General features: G+C 60.9%; 22 protein-coding genes. 14 read left to right on the top strand and 8 right to left on the bottom strand.

The features are described from left to right. The 8 genes from FE811_RS27585 to FE811_RS20395 all read left to right on the top strand — a co-directional run. Positions 1-289: hypothetical protein (locus FE811_RS27585; RefSeq protein ID WP_181180905.1), on the top strand; the 289-nt coding region annotated here is incomplete at its 5' end. Then, positions 289-1,329: a type IV secretion system protein gene (locus FE811_RS20365; protein ID WP_181180906.1), complete on the top strand. Its 1,041-nt coding sequence runs from the start codon at positions 289-291 to the stop codon at positions 1,327-1,329. The genes FE811_RS27585 and FE811_RS20365, both read left to right, overlap by 1 nt. Positions 1,330-1,368: 39 nt before the next feature. Further along, a complete protein-coding gene (locus FE811_RS20370; protein WP_116171314.1) occupies positions 1,369-2,052 on the top strand; it encodes a virB8 family protein in 684 nt (227 codons plus the stop codon). Then, complete coding sequence (locus FE811_RS20375; protein WP_116171313.1) at positions 2,049-2,780, top strand: TrbG/VirB9 family P-type conjugative transfer protein; 732 nt, start codon at positions 2,049-2,051, stop codon at positions 2,778-2,780. The genes FE811_RS20370 and FE811_RS20375 overlap by 4 nt, the downstream gene beginning before the upstream one ends. Positions 2,781-2,794: 14 nt before the next feature. Beyond that, positions 2,795-4,129 (top strand): TrbI/VirB10 family protein, encoded by a 1,335-nt coding sequence (locus tag FE811_RS20380; protein WP_140848546.1) that lies wholly within the window; start codon positions 2,795-2,797, stop codon positions 4,127-4,129. Next, positions 4,129-5,133 (top strand): ATPase, T2SS/T4P/T4SS family, encoded by a 1,005-nt coding sequence (locus FE811_RS20385; protein ID WP_140848547.1) that lies wholly within the window; start codon positions 4,129-4,131, stop codon positions 5,131-5,133. Before FE811_RS20380 ends, FE811_RS20385 begins: the two co-directional genes overlap by 1 nt. A 45-nt stretch (positions 5,134-5,178) precedes the next feature. Further along, positions 5,179-6,309 carry a hypothetical protein gene (locus tag FE811_RS20390; RefSeq protein ID WP_140848549.1) on the top strand — a complete coding sequence of 377 codons (1,131 nt, stop codon included), beginning with the start codon at positions 5,179-5,181 and terminating at the stop codon, positions 6,307-6,309. Positions 6,310-6,317: 8 nt separating this feature from the next. Continuing rightward, entirely contained in the window at positions 6,318-8,270 is a 1,953-nt protein-coding gene (locus FE811_RS20395; RefSeq protein ID WP_140848550.1) for a type IV secretory system conjugative DNA transfer family protein, read from the top strand. An 81-nt stretch (positions 8,271-8,351) separates the two neighbouring features. On the opposite strand, the gene FE811_RS20400 is transcribed toward FE811_RS20395, so the two are convergent. Both FE811_RS20400 and mobC read right to left on the bottom strand, forming a co-directional pair. After that, on the bottom strand, positions 8,352-10,223 hold the full coding sequence (locus FE811_RS20400; RefSeq protein WP_140848552.1) for a relaxase/mobilization nuclease domain-containing protein: 1,872 nt from the start codon (positions 10,221-10,223) through the stop codon (positions 8,352-8,354). Further along, on the bottom strand, positions 10,220-10,807 hold the full coding sequence (mobC, locus tag FE811_RS20405; RefSeq protein WP_181180907.1) for a plasmid mobilization relaxosome protein MobC: 588 nt from the start codon (positions 10,805-10,807) through the stop codon (positions 10,220-10,222). The genes FE811_RS20400 and mobC overlap by 4 nt, the downstream gene beginning before the upstream one ends. A 676-nt stretch (positions 10,808-11,483) precedes the next feature. Between mobC and FE811_RS20410 the strand changes: the two genes are divergently transcribed. Next, positions 11,484-12,206, top strand: a complete 723-nt coding sequence (locus tag FE811_RS20410; protein WP_140848555.1) for an AAA family ATPase — start codon at positions 11,484-11,486, stop codon at positions 12,204-12,206. After that, positions 12,206-12,925 (top strand): hypothetical protein, encoded by a 720-nt coding sequence (locus FE811_RS20415; RefSeq protein WP_140848556.1) that lies wholly within the window; start codon positions 12,206-12,208, stop codon positions 12,923-12,925. Before FE811_RS20410 ends, FE811_RS20415 begins: the two co-directional genes overlap by 1 nt. A 608-nt stretch (positions 12,926-13,533) precedes the next feature. Here FE811_RS20415 and FE811_RS20420 read toward each other — a convergent pair. The 5 genes from FE811_RS20420 to FE811_RS20440 form a co-directional block, all read right to left on the bottom strand. Further along, complete coding sequence (locus FE811_RS20420; protein WP_140848558.1) at positions 13,534-14,424, bottom strand: ArdC family protein; 891 nt, start codon at positions 14,422-14,424, stop codon at positions 13,534-13,536. A 586-nt stretch (positions 14,425-15,010) separates the two neighbouring features. Beyond that, complete coding sequence (locus FE811_RS20425) at positions 15,011-16,444, bottom strand: DUF4942 domain-containing protein (protein ID WP_140848560.1); 1,434 nt, start codon at positions 16,442-16,444, stop codon at positions 15,011-15,013. A 49-nt stretch (positions 16,445-16,493) separates the two neighbouring features. Next, complete coding sequence (locus FE811_RS20430; RefSeq protein WP_140848562.1) at positions 16,494-17,135, bottom strand: hypothetical protein; 642 nt, start codon at positions 17,133-17,135, stop codon at positions 16,494-16,496. Between the two features lie 13 nt (positions 17,136-17,148). After that, the gene (locus tag FE811_RS20435) at positions 17,149-17,403 is read right to left on the bottom strand and encodes a hypothetical protein (RefSeq protein WP_123130496.1); all 255 of its coding nucleotides are present in this window, start codon (positions 17,401-17,403) and stop codon (positions 17,149-17,151) included. 617 nt (positions 17,404-18,020) lie between these two features. Next, positions 18,021-18,218 carry a hypothetical protein gene (locus FE811_RS20440; protein ID WP_140848564.1) on the bottom strand — a complete coding sequence of 66 codons (198 nt, stop codon included), beginning with the start codon at positions 18,216-18,218 and terminating at the stop codon, positions 18,021-18,023. Between the two features lie 628 nt (positions 18,219-18,846). Here FE811_RS20440 and FE811_RS20445 point away from each other — a divergent pair. From FE811_RS20445 to FE811_RS27590, 4 genes are read left to right on the top strand one after another with little or no spacing between them, the layout of a single operon-like run. Then, the gene (locus FE811_RS20445) at positions 18,847-19,092 is read left to right on the top strand and encodes a type II toxin-antitoxin system VapB family antitoxin (protein WP_140848566.1); all 246 of its coding nucleotides are present in this window, start codon (positions 18,847-18,849) and stop codon (positions 19,090-19,092) included. Further along, positions 19,092-19,517, top strand: a complete 426-nt coding sequence (locus FE811_RS20450; protein WP_181180908.1) for a type II toxin-antitoxin system VapC family toxin — start codon at positions 19,092-19,094, stop codon at positions 19,515-19,517. Before FE811_RS20445 ends, FE811_RS20450 begins: the two co-directional genes overlap by 1 nt. 9 nt (positions 19,518-19,526) lie before the next feature. Then, positions 19,527-19,709, top strand: a complete 183-nt coding sequence (locus tag FE811_RS20455; protein WP_116171356.1) for a hypothetical protein — start codon at positions 19,527-19,529, stop codon at positions 19,707-19,709. Then, positions 19,706-19,879 carry a hypothetical protein gene (locus FE811_RS27590; RefSeq protein ID WP_166436162.1) on the top strand — a complete coding sequence of 58 codons (174 nt, stop codon included), beginning with the start codon at positions 19,706-19,708 and terminating at the stop codon, positions 19,877-19,879. Before FE811_RS20455 ends, FE811_RS27590 begins: the two co-directional genes overlap by 4 nt. Before the next feature lies 1 nt (position 19,880). Here FE811_RS27590 and FE811_RS20460 read toward each other — a convergent pair whose 3' ends face one another. Further along, entirely contained in the window at positions 19,881-20,075 is a 195-nt protein-coding gene (locus tag FE811_RS20460) for a hypothetical protein (protein ID WP_116171357.1), read from the bottom strand. Between the last annotated feature and the right edge of the window lie 293 nt (positions 20,076-20,368).

Here is a 20,368-nt window from a genome sequence, read left to right on the forward strand (position 1 = left end):
TCTCAGATTAAAGGGCAACGCGACAACAGTCTACAACGACCGGGTGAGTGATGAGGGTTTTGCTACCCGTTCGATCTACGATTTCGTGAAATATAAGCATGCTCTCGACAAGCGCGACTGCACTTGCGCCGGCAAAGTCGCGCCCTTCCAAGGGGTCAACCTGATCAAAGCCGAGCTGACTGAAAAGGAAGGTGAGGATTGGAACCGCTTTAAATGGGGCGAGCACTATCAGACCGAGGGACGCAAGATTCGCGATCAGGTCGAAGCCATGTGCGGAGGCGAGTTCTGATGGGCATCGTCAGTGACATCATGGGGACAATCGACACGAGCATCGTGTCGGCGGGGGAAAAATTCTTCGAGGCCTCAGCCTCGGGGATGCTGCCGGTGATGACGATCGCCTGCACCATCCTGCTGATCCTGATCGGCATCAATATGGCAGTCGGCTATTACCAGATGAGTGGTCGCGATGCGATCCAGATCGCGACCCGCATCGTGATGATCTACATATTCGCCTTCAGCTGGTCGAATTTCAGCGTCGTCTATCAGGCTTTCGCCCATACCGGCGAAACGCTGGCCATGGAGTTCTTCAACGTCGCCAGTTCGACCAGCACGGACAGCATCTATGGCGCGATGGACAAAATGGCCGTCAATATGTCGGACGCCGCTGACGGCGTGGCCAGGTCGCAGGGCTCGATCATGCGCGGGGTGCTGGGCGCATTTTTCTATGCAATCCTCGCTCTACTGATGGCGGGCTATGTTCTGATCGTGGCCTTCGCCAAGATCATGATCGCGGTTCTGCTCGGCGTTGCGCCCTTGGCTATCACCGCCACGATCTTCGAGCGGTCGAAAGGCATGTTCGAAGCATGGCTCGAAAGTCTGGTCGGCTACCTGATGTATCCGATCGCCGCCTCGGCCGTGATCTCGGTCATCATAGTCGTAGCACAGAAGCAATTTGTGCCGCAGGAAAATGTTGAAACGATCAACCAGCTCCTCGGATTTTGCGTCGTGGTTTTCGTCGGCATCTTCGCGCTGAAGGCGATCCCGGACGCGGCCGGCCAGATGACCGGACATTTTCGTTTGTCCACCATCGCACCGGAAGTCCTGCGCCTCGGGCAGCGCGGCGCTGCCGCGACGGCAAAGCAGCTGCCGGGCGTGAAGCAGCTGCAGCAATACCGCCAGGACAGGCAGTTGATCGCCCAAGGCTTCAAGAACGGCACGGCCGACAGTCCGGAACAGGTGAAGAAGGATCGCGACCGCGAGCTTCGCGAACGTGGCGCCATGCTGCGCCAGAAGCGCGACGACATGCGCAGGCTGCGCGGCGGAAATTAATTCAGACGGCTTAATTGCCTGAAATCAGGAGTTAAATTCATGACAGACCAAGAGTCTGAACAGAGGACGATTCTCGAAAACGAGATTATTTTCGGCGTCCCCCGCCGTGAGCGCATGGGGTGGATGGTGGGCATCGTCGGCAGCCTGGTCGGCCTGGGCGGGATTACGGTGGCGTTGATGACCCTGCCGCTGAAGGAGACGCAGGCCTTCCTGACCATCGTGGATCGCAACACCGGCCAGGCCGAGCGGGCGGTGCAGATCGAGCGGGCCAGCATCGAGCATGCAGACGCGGTGAAACAGAGCCTGCTCTACAACTACGTCATGAGCCGCGAGACCTATGACGTGAACGATAACGAGGACCGGATTCTGCGGGTCTATCGTCAGTCGGCCGGCCAGGCGCAACAGTCGTTGCGCGAACAGTGGACCGAAGGTCACGAAAACTACCCCCTGACGCTTTACGGCCAGTCCGGCAAGGTCAGCATCGAGGTGCTGTCGATCAACCAGATCAACCCGAACACCGCAACGGTCCGCTTCGTCAAGACGCTGACCCGCCCGGGCGAGGATGACCGGATCGGCAATTTCACCGCCACCGTCACCTATCAGTTCGTGCCGAGCCAGCAATCCGCACTGGAGCTGGTCTGGCAGAACCCATTCGGCTTCACCGTCACGGATTACCGTTCCACCCCGGACTCGCTGGAAGCGCAACAGGAGGGCCTGAAATGATCAAACCCATCACCACCACCGCCGCCCTGGCCTTGATCCTGGCGATACCGGGGCTGGCGCTGGCCGAAGCCCGGCCACAGGCCGGCTCGCGTGACAGCCGCGTGACCTATGCCAATTATGTAAGCGGTCAGGTCTATCACGTTCAGACCCGGGTCCGGAACGTGACGCTGATCGAGCTGGGTGACGGCGAGAACATCCAGTCGATCGCGATCGGAGACAGCGAGAGCTTTCAGATCGACAAGCTGGAAGGTTCCAATGTCTTCACCGTGAAGCCGGTGGTCGAAGGTGCCTCGACCAACATGACGGTCGAAACGGACCGCCGCTTCTATTTCATGCAGGTCACCGAAACAGCACGTGGCACACCGTCCTGGTCGGTCAAGTTCTCAGTCCCTGGCTCGGGCCGTTCGACGCGCAGGGCTTCCAGCGCGGCCGCCGAGGCCTCCGCGACCCTGCCGCGTATGCGTTATTCGGTTTCGACCAGATCGACGGGCGCGGAGTTTGCGCCAGTCGGGGTGAGCGATGACGGCACCAAGACCTACTTCAAGATCCCCGCCGGCGCGCCGATGCCCTCGGTCTTCAGGGCAGATGCGAAGGGCCAGGAATACACGGTCAACACCACGACGAACGGCACCATCATCACCGTTGCCGGCAGATCCGAGCGTTGGGTGCTGCGCTATGGCGACAGCTACGTCTGCGTCACCGGGGAGCCGGCTTCGGTGGTCAGGTAAAGGGGTATCGCGCCATGGCGAACGAAAACGACGACAACAGCATCCAGGAACGGTTGAAACGCATCCAGGGCAAGGTCAGCAAGCCAAGCCGGTGGCGGCCCTATGCCATCGGCGCGGGCACCTTCATTGCCGGAGCCGCGCTGACCAGCTACGCCTTCCTGGCCGCGCCTGATGCCACCCCGCAGCAGCCCTCACTGAATCTGCCCACATCCGAGGTGAACGAGTTCCAGGACAATTCTGGTCTGGACGGCTTCACCATCTCGCGGCCGAGGCCGGAGAGCCGGCCGGCACCGCAGCCACAGGCACAGCCCGCGGTTCAGCAAAGCGCGATCAGCGACGAACAACTGAACGGGATGATGGCTGAGATTGCCGAGCTCCGAAACCAGGCCAGTGCCAGGGCCGGTGAGATGGAAAAGCTGCAAGCTGCTCTTGAGGCCGTGCGGAAGGAGAGCGAGGCGAAGGACGCCCAGGTGGCGGAGGCCGAGCGCGAGCGGATGCGCCTTCAATCGCAGCTCGACAACCAGGCCGATATGTTCGCGCAGCAGCAGGACGAGGCGATGTTCGAACAGCAGCGTCTGGCCGAGCTTCAGGCCCGGCGGGCGGAAGAAGAGGCCCGGCGCCAGGCGCAGATCCAGTCGCCGATGGTGGCCTTTCGCGCCAGCGGAACCAGTGCGGGTGGCGGCGAGGGCGAAGAGCGGAAATATGAGGGCGACGAAGCGTTCCTGCGCGCCGGCGCCCAGAAATCCACTGTGACCCGCAGCCAGGTGATCGCCAATCCGAGCAACACCATCATCCAGGGCACGATGATCGAGGCCACGCTGGAAACCGCGATCAGCTCGGCGCTTTCGGGGAACGTCGCGGCCAATGTCAGCTATGACGTTTGGTCGATGGACATGAGCCAGGTGCTGATCCCTCGTGGGTCAAAGCTCTATGGCCGCTACAGTTCGGATGTGGATCGCGGCCAGCGCCGGGTGTTGATTGCCTGGGACCGCCTTGTGACTTCGGACGGGCAATCGGTCCAGCTGGAAGGCTATGGCACGGACCGGATCGGCCGCTCGGGAATGCCCGGCCATGTGAACAATCACACACTGGCCCGGTTCGGGGCAGCCGCCGCCGTTTCAGTCATTGGCGCGCTGCCAGCGATCATCACCGCTGCTATGGAGGACGACGACGAAAACGGGAACAGCAACAATGACGTGGCTTCGACCACGGCGGCAAATGTAGGCCAGGGTGCATCGACCGCGCTTGGTAATGTGATGCAGGGCTACCTGGACGTGCCGCCGACGATCTCGGTCGATCAGGGCGCAGTCGTGCAGGTTCGGGTCAACAATGATCTGGAGCTGTTCTGATGAACGGTTATCTCGACCATTACCTTGCAAAGCTCGATGGGCCGCTGACCGATCCTGCAACCATCGAGCTGGCGATCAACAGCGACGCCTTGATCTGGGTCGAAAAGGCCGGTGCAGCATCAATGAAACCGCTCGAAGGGCATGCGATCTCCGTTGAAGAGGTCACGGACCTGGCAAAGCAGATTGCGAATACCGCCCAGCTGAGGCTGACGGACAGCGAGCCGATGATTTCGACCACCGTGACCTACAAGGGGGTCACGCTGCGCGTCCAGGCGATGATTCCACCAGCGTCATCGGGCGGCACCTGTGTATCCATCCGGCTGTTCCGTCGCCGCAGGGCGGAAGAACAGCCGAAGCAATTTGCCGTCCTGCGCCAGCAGGGATCATCGCTGGAGGCAGAGCGGCTGGAGAAGATACGGGGCATGCGCGAGCTCGTCGAGGCCACCGAGGCCGGGACGATTGCGGATGAGTTCCTTGAGCGGTGCGTGCGGGAGAAGCTAAACATCATCATTTCAGGCGGCACGTCGACCGGCAAGACCGAGCTGGCGCGCAGGCTGCAATGGATGATTGACGATTCCGAACGGCTGGTTCTGATCGAGGATTCGGCCGAGTTGCTGCCGCATCAGCCGAACCATGTCAGCCTGATCGCCTCGCGTTCGGAAAACTCGTCCCGCTCGGCCGAGAAGCTGTTGCAGGCGACACTTCGACTTCGGCCGGACCGCATCATCCTCGGCGAGTTGCGTGGCGCCGAGGCGATGACGTTTCTGGAATCAATCAATACCGGCCATGCCGGCAGCTTCACGACGATCCATGCGGAAACAGCCCGCAAGGCCATGGACCGTCTAGCTTTCCTGGTCCTGAACACGGGTATCAGGCTCAATTACGCCGAAATCCTGCGATACCTGCGCGGGTCGATCGACCTGGTGATCCAGACAGGGCGGCAGGGCGACCGGCGGGGCATCATGGAAGTCTATTTCCCCGCTCTGGATGAGCATCTTACCTGATTACCCCCAGATCAGCCCGTCAAACGGGCCAGAAAGGATTTTTCAATGGCACAGACTGATGAAACGAATAAGGCGCTTACGCCCGATGAACTGCGTGAGAAGGCTGACGCGCTGATCGAAACCGGCCGCCAAGTGTTGGTCGAGGCAGAAAAGATGGAGCCCGGCGAAGCCCGCACTCATCTTGAGGATACAGTGATGAATATAGTCGAGAAAATTTCGCAAAACGAGATTAGCGAAGATTTGCTTGCCGAGGCGGGGACGGACTATCGGGCAGGTGTTGACCGCTTCAACGAACTCCTTGAGGCCCAGGGCCTCGCCACATCAGTCGATGTGAGGACCGATGCCATTGCAGATTATGAGGCGCGGTTCCCCGATGGCGATACCAGAATGGCAGACGAGATTTCGGACGACGCGCGCCGCGCTCAAGAGCAGGAGGATGCGGAGCTGGATGCAGCGTTCGAGGAGATGCGCCAGATGCACCTCGATGAGCTGGAGCTGCGAGCAAACAGCGGTGAACTGCACATTCCCGTGGTTACTGGCGACGGAGAGCAGTTGGAAATGACCGAGGGGCAGATCAGGGAGGCAGCATCACGCGATCCCGACCTGCGGCTGGAAAGCCCCGACGACGAGGCCGACCTTGAGCCGACCGATGAGAACATTGCCGCCTTGCGCGAATACCACGAGCAACATCGCCGTGATAACGAGATCGACTATGACGCCGCCGGCGATCCTGACTATCTCGGGGCGCAGGCCGAGGCGCAGTTTAACCGCACCGAGGAGCAGCAATCTTGGGAAGATCGACAAGCTGATCTTCTACGCCAGCAGCAGGAGGCTGTCGCGGCTGGCCGCGAAGCGGAGGCGAGGGGCGAGCGCGTTATCTACGTCAACGGCAGGCCCTACGTGGACCCCGGCAACGAGCACGAACCTGGTGCGGATGCAAATGCGGCGACGTTGCAAAGGATCGAGAGCTCATCCACCGACATGATGATGAGTCTGGTGGATCGCATGAGAGACGACATCACCTTCGTCCGCGAGAACATCAGGGAACTGCCCGCACGTGATCGCGGCCCGGTCACAGATGCATTTCGGCAGGTCGTGACCGAAGCAGCAGCGCAGGTTGAGCAGGACCAGCAAGCCGAACGGCGCCATGAAGCCGGAAGCGACCTGGAATTGTGAGGTAGGTCATGAGCCGCACCCTTATCGCACTGCCCATCGGTATCGTGGTCGGCGCCATAGTCGGGCTCATGATCGGTGGCATGTGGGTCCAGCATCAGCTCGGTGCCAATATTTCCACAGCCGACCCCTTCATCCTGGTGAATGAGTTTCCCGGTTGGGAACGGATCATGCTGCAACCCTGGCGCGCCGGCTACCAGATCGTCGGGGCGGCCATTGGTGCCACGGTGCTTCTGGTGCTGGCCCTATCCTTCACGCAGCAACTGACGGAATACGGCAAGGCGCATTTCCAGACACGCGCCGAAATCCGCAAGAACGGACTGATGAAGGCCATCGGCAGCGGCCTGGTCTTTGCCCGTCACAACCGCTGGGGGCTTCTCGGTCGCATCCTCGGCTTGAATCGCTTCGTCGCCGCCGACTGGAACAAGTTTCCACATTGCCTGATGGTGGCGCCGACACGGGCGGGCAAAGGCGTCGGTTATGTCATCCCGAACACGCTGCTTTTCCCGGGATCATGCGTGATCCTTGATGTGAAGGGCGAAATCTTCGAGGCCACAGCCCGTTACAGGCAGGCGCAGGGTGACAAGATCTTCTATTTCAGCCCCTTCGACTTCGAGCATCAGTCTCACCGCTACAACCCCCTGGAACGGATCGCGCGGCTGAAGAATACCGACCAGCAGTTCACCGAGTTGAGCAAGCTCGCGACCTATTTTCTGACAACCAGCGAGAAAGGCGGCGCAGCCGACTTCATCGTGGGCGCACGCGAACTGTTCGTCGCCGGTGGGATGCTGGCCATCGAGCGCGGCAAGCCGACGATCGGCGAGATCACCCGGATCCTTTTCGGCGGTGCCGACAAATCAGCCGAGTATAAGAATCGCGCCGCAGAGACCCGCCACCCACAAACCAGAGACATTTTCACCGATTTCAGCGGCTATGCCGACCGCACCCTGTCGTCATACGTTTCCGTCCTGAAGGGCGCCGGCCTCGGTCTTTGGGTCAACCCCCAGATCGACCGAGTGACCAGCGGCAATGATTTCAGCTGGCAGACGCTGCGCTCGGAACTGCAATCCGTATATCTTGTGGTCAATTCCGACGACATCATCACGCTCGCGCCTTTGCTGCGCCTGCTGTTCGGCGAGTTGATTGCGACCTTGCGCGCGACCCTGCCCAACCCCAAAACGGAACCCTGGCCGGTTATGATCCTCATGGACGAGTTCGACCAGCTCGGCAAGATGCCCATCGTAGTCCAGTCCCTGAAGCAGCTGGCCGGCCATGGTGGACGTGTTTCCATCATCACGCAGTCGATCCCCGGCCTGGACAAGATCTACGAGGAAAACGACAGGCTTTCCATCGAGTCGGCCGCCGGCATGAAGCTGTTCATCAGCCCGAACGAGAAAAAGACCGCCGCCGAGGTGTCGGAAGCCCTGGGCAAGACGACTAGGCTCTCGGTCAGCGACAGCTATTCCTCGGATGGCAAGGGGATGCGCCGACGTTCCGTCTCGCGCCGGAATGAAGAGCGGCCCCTGCTCACCCCGGACGAGGTAAAAAAGCTTGACCCGACAAAGGTCATCCTGATCCCCGAGCGCCAGCACGCGATCCTCGCAGACCGGATCGTCTATTTCAAAGATCCGTTCTTCCAGAAGATCATGGAAGCTCAGAAAAGACCGCTGCCCTACCCGGATGAGCGTCACGCGATGCAGGCCATGCGTCAGCAGATCGAGCAGCTTCAATCCCGCTTCGAGCAGTTCCAGCCCATTTCATACACGAAACAACAACCGCAAAACGGCAACCAACAACCTACAGCACAGAAAACCGCAGCCAGGTCGGTCATGGCAGAAGTTGAAGGCTCGAAACCTATCCTGACCGATGAAGAGGCCCGCGAAGCCCTTCGACCAGACGACCAGGCCAGGATAGAGAAGGCGAAGATGTTCCAGGATCGGCTGAAGGCCAAGCTGAGCAAGTAGGCCAGCACCACGACCGGCGAGATGGAAACAAGGCCCGCGCGCTGCGCGGGCCTCTTTGCATCACACTATATAGAATGGCTCTCAGAGCTCGTGTCCGAGATCCTTGTTGCGGGTATGATCCAGCTCTGCACTTTCCTGCTCTGCGAACCGCTCGTTGGCTTGCTTAACCTGCTCAAGCGTCAGTCCGACCGGCTGATGAACGCGGGCGGCGGCGACCACGGCCTTGGCGACGTCGCGGCGGCGGTTCTCGTCAGGGAAATCGACTGCCAAAGCACCTGTATCGCCTTCGGCGATCCGGTTCATGCTGTCCTGACCATACCGCTCGCGGAAGTCCTGGCCGAAACGTCGCGCGTCATCGTCATTCTGGAACTCGACCTTGCCGTGCTTGCCCAGACTGTCGGCCATGTGGCCAAGGGTCCGCGTCAGGCGATCGTTCTCAGGCGTCAGATCAACCTGAATGGCCTGGGATAGGACTTTCGCGGCGGCGTTGTAGAACCCGTCCACAATGTCAGCTGCGCGTCCCCTGCCCTCTTCGCTGGACAGGTCGATCTTCTTGGCGTCGGCGACGGCAAGAAGATCCTCCTTGATCCACTCCCGCTCCTGCCAGGCGTTCGCCGCGCCAAGGCTCATGCGTTCGCTGATCTTTGCCCGATCCAGTCCCGCATCCTCGGCCAAATGCTCGATCCTGGACTTCATCTCGCGGGCGCCGTCTTCCCCGACCTGCTTCTCCTGGCCGATCCCGGACACGGTGTCGGACGTGATCTGAGTCTGATACAGCGCGGTGCGGCCCTCGTGGTGCATCAGCTGCGCACCGCGGTCATCCCCGAGGTCGCGCACGATTTCAGCGGCGATCTGATAAAATTCGCTGCGCATCTCGCGCTGCTCGGCATGTGGCAACCTGCTGATGTCCTTCTCGGTGTCGTCCAGCCATTTGCCAAAGGATGAGGCTAGGTCTCCACGTGTCTTGATGGTCTCGGCATCCATGATGATCTCCTGATTTCGGGGGTGGATGATACCGCCATTCTCAAGGGTCTCGGCGGCCGTTTCGATTTTCAGCGCCAGGTCCTCGTCGCTGATGATCCACGCGAAGGATGCCATGCTGCGCAGCATCCGTGCGTTCTCTTCGACCTGTTCCATGGCATCGGCAAGCGCCCTGCCCTGCCTGGGCCGCTCAACAGGCGCGCGGCCCTCGCGGCCGGCACGCTCGATCTCCGCGCGCGATGGCCCATAAGTCATGATACCGCGGTCGACACGACTGCTCTTGTCCAGGAACATGCCGTGATCGGCTGCAATCTCGACCAATCGCGTCTTCATGTCATCAAGATCAAAGGCATGGCCCTTTGCCATGTAGAACCAGGTGTCTCTTTCCAGGCCACGGTTGTTGATGACGATATGGACGTGCTTGTTGGCCCTGTCGGTATGAAGGGCAGCGACATAAGCCCATTCTTCTCCTTCGACGCGACTGCCCTGCTGGAACAGCTCAGCGGCCCATTGCTCTACGATCGGCGGGATACGCCTGGCTCCAACATCGGCCGGGAAACTGATGAGAAGATGAGTGGTATGGCCATTCTTCGGATCGCCGGTCCATTCATCCGACCACTGCTCAACGATTGCCTTTCGCTCATCCGGTGACAGAGTGCGTGCGTCCGGGTCATGATCGACCATGTTGCCGAAGATCGTTGACGCCTTACCGAACAGGTAATCAAGCTGGTTGGACAATTGCTTGGCTGTATGGGTGCCACCATTGTGGATCTTCTTAAGCACCGCAGAGTTCGACCCCTGCGCGACTCTCCAGAGGTTTTGCGCACTGGCTTGGAGGCGAAACTTCTCACGCTTCGCCGCGACCATGCGGTCCCGCTCGGCTCGATAAAATTCGAGCTCGGTATACGACCTGCCCCAGTTCCGGCCCGACAGATCGAGTTCGCCGACGAGGATACTGGCGATCCCGGTCACTGGTTCGTCTCCACGAAGGCCCGGAACAGTCTGATGCCACGCCGGCGTTGCTCGCTTACGACAGCCTGAAGGTAGGTGCGGACCTGGGGCAAGGCTGCGCGCAACTCGTCGAGCGCACCCATGTGCCCCTTCGCGAGCTTGATCTTTTTCGCGTTCGCGGCGAAGGCGATCTGGTTGATGTTGACGCCGATCTTGTGAAGCTCGTGCCTGATTTCCTCGATCTTCGCGGCCTGGTCCGGCGGAAATTCGATCATGCCGACACCTGATCGCAGCAAGCTACGCAGAACATCGGACCGGGAATCCGTGCCGAGGACGGCCTTCAGCCCGTCGAGCTGACGGACTTCTTCAGGCGAAAGCCGGACAGTGACGACGCTTCCATAAGTCGTCGTGGCCTCTGACTGCCTGACGCGCAGGGCCCTTTCCTTCGAGATAGTGGCAGCTGGTGCACCCACGGCATCGGCGACAGTAGATACTGCGCCCCCCGCCTTAAGCTGGCGAAGAGCCTCCTCCTTCTGGGCCTTGGTCAAGGTCTTTCGAGCCAATCGAAACCACTCCGTCACCTGGGCAGCAAAGCTTGTATACATCCCGCATTTCCTGCCACTTCCTCTTTGTGCCAAGATAACTCTCTCACGCCCTAGAAACAACGACAAATGCGCTGCCGCAGGCAGCCCCTTGTCAGGCGTGAGAAAAGTTGTCTGGTACGGCACAAAGAGACCGGTTTCTGCCCAGGCGACAGCTTGCCGCATCGCGGCACCGCCTCAAGCGACCGTAGGACGCGCCTCTTGCCTCTCCGAAGGAACAAAGGTCGGCGAACGAAGAAGCCGCTCTGCGGCCCCTCTGTGCGCATCCTGGCGCTATTCGTTGGTTTCTGTGTTGCCGTATGTCGGTTGTGGTATGTTTCTTATTGCATGCTGGATGCAGTATTTTGCACCACGTTTGCCGGTTGCGCTTTGTTGGTTGTCTCTAGCTGGGTTGCAGATGCTGTATGACGCTTAACGGTTGTCGGTTGTGCGTCTCTGTTTCCCGGTTGCTGGTCATCGGTCGCTGTTCATCGTATTCCGTTTGTCGTTTTACGTTTTATAGTTGTCGGTTGCACTATTACCGTTGGCGGTATTCGGTTTGCGCCTTTCGGTTGCCGTTTGTTGTATTTTGGTTGCGGCATTGCAGTTGCAGGTTTGCGCATGTTGCGCTATGGTCGCGGGATAATGGTTGCGGGTTCCCGGTTGTCGGTGCCTAAGATCGAATGTAGAGGGACAGCTGATGGCGAAAAAGGTGGGCAGACGGATCATCTCCGTCATGAACAAGAAGGGTGGTTGCGGCAAATCGACCATCGTGCGCGGCCTAGCGTCCGTTGCCATTGACCGCGGCCAGCGCGTCACAATCTTTGACACTGACGACAACGCCGGCATCTACCATTGGAAGAACGATGCAAGTGCACAGGGTTACTGGCATGATAGAGCAGAGGTCATCGCAACACTCTCGGCCGAAGAGGTCATTTCTGCAATCAATGCGATCTATGAGAAGCCTGAAGAGGATCACCTGATCCTGATCGACACGTTCGGCGGCGGCTCCGAAGCGCAGGACGAAATGGCCATGGAGTCGCACCTTATCGTCGCCCCATGTCGCCCATCGTCCCAGGACGTGCGCGACACCACGGAGACAGGTATGTGGCATGTCAGGCTCAAGGATCGCGTCACCCGCCCGGAAAACGTCCCACCTTTCCGCGTCATCGGCAGCCATGTTCCACAGAAGATAACCGAATCCGCCAGCCAGCAGTTGGGAATCATGTTCGATAGCCTACCGATGCTTGATGATTTCGTGCTGGTGCGGGCTTGTTATGAACGCATGAACGATAGCGGCTTGCTCGGTGTCGTGCGCGACAAGCATCCAAACAGGTCGCTCGCAAAATCACTACAGGACGGCATCAAGGAGATGGGCGATCTGCTCGATGAATTTGACCGCATCATCAAGGAGAACGAATAATGGCGAGGTTGAAGGATCGCGGGATCATCGCAAAACGTGACCCGAATTTTGCGCGTCGCCTCGAAATCACGGCGGAACCGCACGACACGTCAAAGCCAGCAGCACCGGTTACGAGCCAGAAGCCAGGCGCGGCCGATCCGAACCCGGCCTCGACCGTCGCGAAGAAGCCTGAACGCCTGGTCCCGACTCCCGCACCAACTGAAAAGCCTGCAAAGATCGAGCCAGCTGTGACACCAATGGAACAGACAAAGCCTGTCGCCGAGGCGACGAGCGAGGCGCAGCGCGAAGCTGTAGCACCAGTACCGGGTGCCGCGATAGCATCGCAAAATAAGAGGGCAGGGGGGAAAGATGCTGAGAGGAAGAAGATCCGGGTCACCTTCCGCATGCCTACCGATCTTGTTTCGCGTGCAGAGGTCTGGGCGACAAAGGCCCGCTGCCCGGTGGGCGCGGTTATCCGCAAGGGCTTTCAGGAGCTTCGCCCGGTCCTGATCGAGCAGATCGAGCGAGGCATCCGATATACCGAGATACCGCATGAGCGCATATCGGATGCCACCTACAATTTCGATACGACGATGATGGTCAGCGCAGAGGCTTATGCCAAGCTGGCGGCCGAGATCGACCCCGAGGACATGACCGGGCTGGAAGCGCCTATGTCGCGATGGACGCGTGTAAAGTTCATCGAAAGCCTGGACCGTTACCTGACACAGAAAGGCTACTGAACTTGCGCATCCAGAGGAACGCTCCCGATTGAATTGTCCACCCGAGGCGCGAAAGCGGCTTGGGCTTGCAGCCGACCGAACGAGACGTGCCATCATGGAGCGAAGGAACGTGAGGGCGTGCTGTGGACAATTCAGTGCTCGTGCCCGGCTTTGACATTTCCGCCCTGGTCCCGCCCAGGGCCTGCGTGGCGAACGCTAACCATCACGCGGCGCGGCATGCCGCGCCTCAATTCAGCCGGCGGTAGCCGGCCGGCCGCAGGCTAGGAAAAGTCTTCGGCAATCCTCAGATTGCCGGCAATCTGCGGCCTTCCGGAATAACGACTTGTTTCAATGAATAATTTTCCTTGCCGCAATGGCCTGGCCCGGCGGTCGATCCGCCGGGCCAGGCCGTTTGAGGGGCCGAAAGGGCAGAAGCCTTCAACAACATACAAGCTATTTATTTGGCATGGTGAAGGGGCCAATCTTCGCCCCGGGTAGCGCCAGCCTTTCGATCTCGGCCAGGATCTCGTCTTGTCGATCTGCGGGAACGCCCTTTTCGGTCCAGATGGAACGCAGCTCATCAACAGGGTCAATTATGCTATCGGACCTCCTGTCTTGTTGGGGGCCGCTCATGCGGCCGCCCTTTCCTCGTTGGTGGTGCCTGCGGCCTTCAACAGCAGCTCGGCCGCCTTCTGCGCTTCGGCCGCCGCCTTGAAGATCAGCCGCTTGTCATCAGCCAGCGCGCGCAACCAGCCTTCGACATAGGCGCCCGATTGTCCGAAATCAGGGGTCAGGCCCAGGCTGGCGCAGGTCATGCAGTTCCCGATTTCCGCAACCAGCTCCTCGAACGCATAGGCTTTGCGGTCGGTGAAACGGGAAAACCGATCCAGCCGGGACTTGTGGCCGGTCCAGTGGCAAGCCTCATGGGCAAGTGTGGCGTAGTAGCGGCCGGCGTCGTGGAAGGTGGCGATCGGCGGCATGTGGATGAAGTCCTGCGCCGGGTGATAGTAGGCGCGCGGATCGTCGCTGGTGCGAATGTCGGCGCCGGTGGCGGAAAAGAAGGCGTCAAGGCGGTGATCGGCCTCGGTGCCAAGATCACGGGCCGTCTCGGCCGGGGCGGCATGGAATTTCTCGGGAAGGCCGTCGATCTGCTCGGCGTTGAAAACCGTGTAGCCTTTCAGGTAGGGGATTTTTCTTTCCTCGCCGGTCTCGGCATCTTCGCGGTCAAATGTGCCGTATTTCACAACCATAGCGCCCTTTTCGCCCTTGCGGACCTGCCCGCCATGCTCCTGCGCCTGACGGTAGGTGAACCAGTGCGCCGCCCGATAGCCCTTTTCCATCGCGACCAGCCACAGCATCAGGACATTGATGCCGCGATAGGTTTCGTCGTTGGCGCGGCGCGGCATCTGCATGGTGGCAGCCTCGCCCGTCCAAGGCTTGCGCCACGCGGGGGTGCCCGCCTCGATGCTGGCAATGATCTGATCGGTGACATGCTGGTAGAGGTCGAATTTCACGGCCATGGTTCATTCCTTTTGCGATGGCGGCAGGGTCTTGGTGCCCCTGTCCGCGATGGGCGTGGCCTCTCCGGTTTGATCTGGAAAAAGCCCCGTGCTTTTTCCGGAGCGAAGCGGGGAGGGCGCAGCCCTGCCCGCGGCCGACTGGCGGACTGTCAAGGGTCGGGAGGCCGGGGTGGTGCGGCCCGCAGGCGCGCAGCGCCGAGGACACGGCCCGGCTGGACGACGACGCGCGGCACGCGCGGCGCTTGCCCATTGACCGGCCGGCAGGCGGGTGCTGGGCGGACAAAAGGAAAAGGAAAAGGAAAAGGCGTCGGCCGGGGGGTGAGCGCGGGCCTGGCCCGCGTCGATCCCCCCGGGCGGCTCCTGGATCAACCGGATGCCGGCGCCAGCCGGGATCTCCGACGAACCTTCTGCCCAGCTTCCCGCAGGCGGGTCGCTCGATACCTGGGGTCTCGCTCGCCGCCTGCTCGCGCCGCTCTGCATCCGGCCAGGTCGCCGCGGTTGCAGGGCAGGGAAAAGAAAGGCCCCCGCCGAAGCGGGGGCAAGTGTTCCTCATCGCAAAAGAGGAAGAAGCGTTAGGTAGCTCACGCTATCGGTTCGGCTTGCGCAGCGTCAAGACAACCGTGTTGATCCGCACGCCCACCTCGGCAAAGGACTCGGCGGGAAGATCCCGCCACATGCCGCGCCATCCTGGGCTGAAGGTTTCGGCCCATGCCCGGAATTTCTGGTGCGCCGGCGTTTCGTTGACCTCGGCCGAGGCGGGCAGGATGGCGCGCAGCTCGCCGCCCAGTTTCAGGAAGTCGAAGGCATGGCGAACGTGGTTCATCCAGTGGGTGCCGGCGAAGGGCGGGTTCATCAGCACGGCGTCATAGACGGGCTGCGGCTTCGTCTGAAGGAAATTGGCGCAGCTGACCTGGAGCCGGTCCGAGGCAATGCCGCGCAGCACATCGGCCCGGCCGGGATGGATTTCGACGGCATCGACGCTGACGGGGCGCTTCAGCAGCTCGCGCACGATGTTGCCGATACCGGCCTCGGGTTCAAGCACGCGCTGGCCTTCCCGCAGATCGAGCCCGTCCAGCAAGACGGCGACGGCCTCGGTCGGAGTCGGATAGAAGGCCAGGTCGCGGGCGACGGCGGTTGACGTGGGGCGGTAATCCTCGGGGCGGTCTTGCCTCGGGGCTGCATCGGCCAGAACCTCGCCATAGTATTCGGCCAGCGTCTTGTTGACCTTCCGCACCAGCTCGTCATTGACCATCCAGAGATGAGCATTGCCGTTCTTGAAGCAACGCACCTTGAAATAGGTGGTCTCGATCTCGTCCTGGCGCGGCCCGATGGTGTTGCGGCGGGCTATGCTGATCGCGCGCTCCAGTTCGCCGGCACGGTCGGGTTGGCCGTCCAGGATCGAGAAGGCGCGCTCGATGTCATAGAGGACCTGGCGGATTTCACCGTAGGAAAAGCCGCCCCATTCGTTGAACACCCGCGTCAGGATGATGCGCGATCCGATCTTGAACCCGTCATGGCTGCGGAAACGCCGGTCCAGTTGGGTGAAGGTCCGAGCGACCCCGCGCCGCCAGATCACGCCGGCATCGCCCATCAGCCGCTCGATGGTGGCGGTGATGTTGTCCATCGTGGCCGGCGGCACGTCGCCCTGCATGGCCGCGTCCAGATCATCGCGTTCCTTGGCATCCATGATCTTGCGCAGGCCGGATTCTTCGAGAAGCCGGGTCCAGATCGCGGCATCGAGGTCGCGCCGAAACGCCTCGATGCTTTCGGCAGGATCGAACCGGGCGGGGAATAGCCGGTCCCGTGCCGATTCCTCGCCCCGGTCGGTGCGGGGCGAGTGCCAGCCTCCATGCGCGCCCTTGGCGGTTTGGGCGGCTTCCTGCGTCAGATCGAAGGCGGCGCGCAACGCGGCCGCGCCTTCCTCTATCCGGGCAAGGGCTGCGTCGCGGGCGGTGCAGATGGCGGCAAGGTTCAAGGGTGCGACCAAAGCGCCCGGCTTCATCGGGGTGTCGTGGAACATGGGAAATCCTCGGGGCAGGGGGCCGCGCCTCAGGGCGCGGCCATGTCGATCAGGCACGGCGCTGGATGGCTTCCAGAATGCGCTCACGCAGATCGGTCAGGGGGTGGGCGTCTGCATCGTCCGCCCGGGCGGCCGGGTCGTCCTGATCGGGCACTTCGTCAAGTATGCGCTGGCCGATGATCTCGGGCAGATCGGCCAGCCGAGTGTTGGCATAGGCTTTTCCGGCGTCCCGATATTCGACCAGATGGCCGGTAAGCTCGACCAGACGGGCCAGAATTTCGCCTTCCTCTCCCGCCTCGCAATCGTGGACCAGAAGCCATTCCCGCGCCTCGGCATGAAAACCATAGACGGACCAGAACGCTTGTTCGCCCGGCTCGCAAACCTCGAAACAGGTGCATTCGGGATCATTGGACTCGTTGCGGACCGGCGAGATGCGGAAGCCCGTGAAGTCGAAAGGGCTGTCTCCCTTGCAAAGCCCGTTGAAACGGGTCGCAAGGGCGGTTTCGTCGATGCGCTGGCCGGCGCGGCGATACTGGACGGCGCTGATCCATTTGCCTTCTCTGCTCGCCATCTCGTGGAGTTGGTCGAGGGTGAAGGTGCCGAGATATTCGGCGGTCAGGTCGAATGCGGCCCAGAGGTTGAGCCAGCGGCCTTCGCCGCGGGTCAGGTCGGGATAATTGCGCAAGGTCATGCTCTGCCCTCCCTCACTGGCTCAAGTCGCGGCAGCGTTGCGGATCTTCGTAGCGGATGACGGGCTCGCCATCATGGGTGTAGGCGCCCCAGAACGGGCCATAGAGGCCGGCGATCTTGGGCTGGCCTTGCAGTTCCTCGCGCTGGCGGGGGTTTTCGTTGTAGCCTTGGATTTCAAGGCCCATCTCATCGAGCCATTCGTCCAGATCATCTGGCCGGAAGGTGACGGGTCCGTCCTCGGTCGTCATGGAAATCTCATAAACAGCCATAGCGGCATCCTTTCCTTTTGCGATGGCGGCGGGGTCTTGGTGCCCCTGTACGCGATGGGCTGCGCCTCGGCCGGTCTGACCTGCCGGAAACGCATGTTTCCGGCGGAACAGAGTGGGTGAGGGCGAAGCCCGGCCCACGGGCCGGATCGGCAAAGTCATAGCCACCCCCCGAGGGGGGCTTGTCGCCGTGACGGGCTTGGAAACCGTCATTTTCGACGCAGGAGAAAATTACGGAGGGTCCGAGCCCGTCACGGCGATGGCGTCTATTGACTTTGCAGAGCCGGTCTGTTGGCGGACAAAAGGAAAAGGAAATGGCGTCGGCCGGGGGGTGAGCGCGGGCCTGGCCCGCGTCGATCCCCCCGGGCGGCTCCTGGATCAACCGGATGCCGGCGCCAGCCGGGATCTCCGACGAACCTTCTGCCCAGCTTCCCGCAGGCGGGTCGCTCGATACCTGGGGTCTCGCTCGCCGCCTGCTCGCGTCCGGCCGCCAGGCCGGACTAGAACGCGGTGCCCGCTTGCGGGCAGACGCCCATTATTTCTTTCTGTGCTGCATAGCCTCGTAGATCAGGCAGATACCAACGAACATCATCGTCGCTCCTGCGCCATATCCTCGCGCCTTAGTTGGAAGTAGCGTTAATCGCCGCGACAGCTTCCTCAATGCTCTCTTTGACGATGAAGGCTGCATAGTTCGCACCATTGGAAGTTTCCCGGCCCGTGGTCACAATTTTTGTCGCCCCATTCTGATCAGGTTGGACCGCGATGATATGTTGCCGCGCGATGTAAATAGGGTAATTACCTTGTGTGAACTTGATCATGTCGAACCTTTTTGAAATGTGTTTACTTGACGCTCACTCTTCAGTGGCGCCTTAGTTGGAACCTCGCAGGCCAGTCAACCGCTGCGATGTCCCGCAGGACGGGCATGAAGGCATAGGCGGCGACGCTGGCGATGCCGAGACGGAAGATCAGACCCATATCATCCTCCTTACAAAGGTATATACCTCAATCGACCAGAATGCCAACGAACGAGGGCAGATCCTAAGCCCTGTCAGGCGACCGATGGGCTCTCCTTGATTTCAGGAAGTGCTTTTTCAGACTCCCAATTGCGATTGAGACCATGGCACAGCCGTACAGGTAGACCCAACCGAGCAGGAAATAGCAGAATGATCTCATTACTCCTGTTCGAAACCAATGAGCAACGGGATCAAGACTGGAGAAGGCAAGCCAGTGAGCGTAAAGGAACTCCGCTTGCATAGGCAAATACATCCACATGAGCAGAACGGTTGCCAGCAGCAGCGTGAGATTCGCAAAAGTGCTATAGATTGAAATAGTTGACTTCATTACCATGTGCATTCCAATTGACAATGATGTTCCTAATCGGCGGAAGCGGCTTGCGCTAGTGTATCCCTTGCTATACATACGGTGTATACTATAGGGGATACACTGATGGCAATACACATCAAAGGGGATGAGATCGACGCTCTGCTCGTTAGATATTGCGCCATGACGGGGCAGACGAACAAGAGCGAAGCGGTCCGGCAGGCCCTGATGGCACAGATCAATGCCCTGTCGGCGCGCGAGAGCCTTTCCACCCGCGTGGGGAAGGTGCAGGCTAAGGCCGCGGCGGCTGGTTTCGTCAGCACGGGCGAAGACCTGAAGCCGTTCTTTGACGAGCAATGGGGCGAGAACTGATGTTCCTGGACGCAAGCGCGGTGGTCGCGGTGCTGCTGAACGAACCGGAAGCGCCTGGGCTGCTGAAGGCGATGGAGGCCGCGCGTGGCACGCTGCGGTTCTCGCCTGTCGTGCGGATGGAAGCGACGCTCGCCCTGGTCAGGGCCAAGGTGCAGGCCCGCGGCAAGGGCCCGGCGGCAGCCGAGGACTTTGCCGCGGCGGCCGAGCTGGTGGACGGGTTTTTCGAGGCGGCCGAAGCGCAAGAGATGCACATCACCACGGGGATGGGGAAGGAAGCGATCCGGGCGCTGTCGGTTTACGGCAAGGTCGTCGGACACGCGGCGCAGCTTAATTTCGGGGACGCGCTCTCCTACGCCTGCGCGAAAGCTTACCATGTGCCCTTGCTCTACAAGGGCGGCGATTTTTCTGAAACGGATTTGGCTTGAAGTTCCACCATGGAAAATAAGGATGATACGGCAGAGGACCAAGTTGAGGTCACGTTCGGCGTGAAGGTCACGTTCGCCCGAGCCAAGCTTCCTGAGGTATCTGATATGAGCGAGCAGGACCGCGACGAGGTGCGGGCGCTTCTCATTGCCAGCGCAGGTATAAGGATGCTGCCGTCAGGAGAGGAATCATGAAGTTCTACGTTGCGACGTTCTGGACGGGCCATGCCTGGGCCGATCTGCACGATGACCCGCGGCCGTTCCGCGCCGCCTCGTCCGCGGCCGATTCCGCATTGCTGGCGGGGAAGATAATGACCAGGCTACGCCCGGCTGAAGTAAAAGCGGCCCCCGAAGGGGCCGCATAGGTCAGAGACCGAAGAGCTTGATGATGAAGGCTGTCAGGCCGGCGATAGCTCCGACGAGTCCGGTTGCAACGGCCAGCGGATACCAGCGGGCCTCGGCATTGATCTTCGAGGTTTCCGCGATCAGCTTGGCGATCTCGGCCCGCATCTTGTCGTCGGCAAGGGACTGTTCGGCGGTGGTCATGTCAACGTCGCTCATTGGATGCTCCTTGTGAAATGTAAGCGATGAGACCGAAGATTGCGAGGCTCTAGCCGCCCCGCACGGTCGCAGGCATGCGGACACGCTGAGTCAGGGACGGCCCAGCACGGGCCGCTTGCAAGGCCGCGCTCGCGCGGCCGCCGTCCTTGACCAGTGTGGTAGAATGACAAGATCCGTGTGGTGGTGGATAGGTCCGGCCCCGGCCGGCGCCTGGCGCTGGCCGGGTTAACAGCCGGACGCAACCGATGGCGCGACGGTTCTGCCGCGCAGCGGGCCCGGCGCGGCCTTAGCGC

This window comes from Paracoccus sp. FO-3, from assembly GCF_006386455.1.
GTDB lineage: Bacteria > Pseudomonadota > Alphaproteobacteria > Rhodobacterales > Rhodobacteraceae > Paracoccus > Paracoccus versutus.

Coding starts and splice junctions, on each gene's coding strand:
- mobC (WP_181180907.1), bottom strand. CDS start 10,807: ATGTATACAAGCTTTGCTGCCCAGGTGACGGAGTGGTTTCGATTGGCT.
- FE811_RS20390 (WP_140848549.1), top strand. CDS start 5,179: ATGGCACAGACTGATGAAACGAATAAGGCGCTTACGCCCGATGAACTG.
- FE811_RS20420 (WP_140848558.1), bottom strand. CDS start 14,424: ATGGCCGTGAAATTCGACCTCTACCAGCATGTCACCGATCAGATCATT.
- FE811_RS20370 (WP_116171314.1), top strand. CDS start 1,369: ATGACAGACCAAGAGTCTGAACAGAGGACGATTCTCGAAAACGAGATT.
- FE811_RS20415 (WP_140848556.1), top strand. CDS start 12,206: ATGGCGAGGTTGAAGGATCGCGGGATCATCGCAAAACGTGACCCGAAT.
- FE811_RS20385 (WP_140848547.1), top strand. CDS start 4,129: ATGAACGGTTATCTCGACCATTACCTTGCAAAGCTCGATGGGCCGCTG.
- FE811_RS20455 (WP_116171356.1), top strand. CDS start 19,527: ATGGAAAATAAGGATGATACGGCAGAGGACCAAGTTGAGGTCACGTTC.
- FE811_RS20460 (WP_116171357.1), bottom strand. CDS start 20,075: ATGAGCGACGTTGACATGACCACCGCCGAACAGTCCCTTGCCGACGAC.
- FE811_RS20435 (WP_123130496.1), bottom strand. CDS start 17,403: ATGGCTGTTTATGAGATTTCCATGACGACCGAGGACGGACCCGTCACC.
- FE811_RS20395 (WP_140848550.1), top strand. CDS start 6,318: ATGAGCCGCACCCTTATCGCACTGCCCATCGGTATCGTGGTCGGCGCC.
- FE811_RS20450 (WP_181180908.1), top strand. CDS start 19,092: ATGTTCCTGGACGCAAGCGCGGTGGTCGCGGTGCTGCTGAACGAACCG.
- FE811_RS20375 (WP_116171313.1), top strand. CDS start 2,049: ATGATCAAACCCATCACCACCACCGCCGCCCTGGCCTTGATCCTGGCG.
- FE811_RS20445 (WP_140848566.1), top strand. CDS start 18,847: ATGGCAATACACATCAAAGGGGATGAGATCGACGCTCTGCTCGTTAGA.
- FE811_RS20430 (WP_140848562.1), bottom strand. CDS start 17,135: ATGACCTTGCGCAATTATCCCGACCTGACCCGCGGCGAAGGCCGCTGG.
- FE811_RS20440 (WP_140848564.1), bottom strand. CDS start 18,218: ATGATCAAGTTCACACAAGGTAATTACCCTATTTACATCGCGCGGCAA.
- FE811_RS27590 (WP_166436162.1), top strand. CDS start 19,706: ATGAAGTTCTACGTTGCGACGTTCTGGACGGGCCATGCCTGGGCCGAT.
- FE811_RS20365 (WP_181180906.1), top strand. CDS start 289: ATGGGCATCGTCAGTGACATCATGGGGACAATCGACACGAGCATCGTG.
- FE811_RS20380 (WP_140848546.1), top strand. CDS start 2,795: ATGGCGAACGAAAACGACGACAACAGCATCCAGGAACGGTTGAAACGC.
- FE811_RS20425 (WP_140848560.1), bottom strand. CDS start 16,444: ATGTTCCACGACACCCCGATGAAGCCGGGCGCTTTGGTCGCACCCTTG.
- FE811_RS20410 (WP_140848555.1), top strand. CDS start 11,484: ATGGCGAAAAAGGTGGGCAGACGGATCATCTCCGTCATGAACAAGAAG.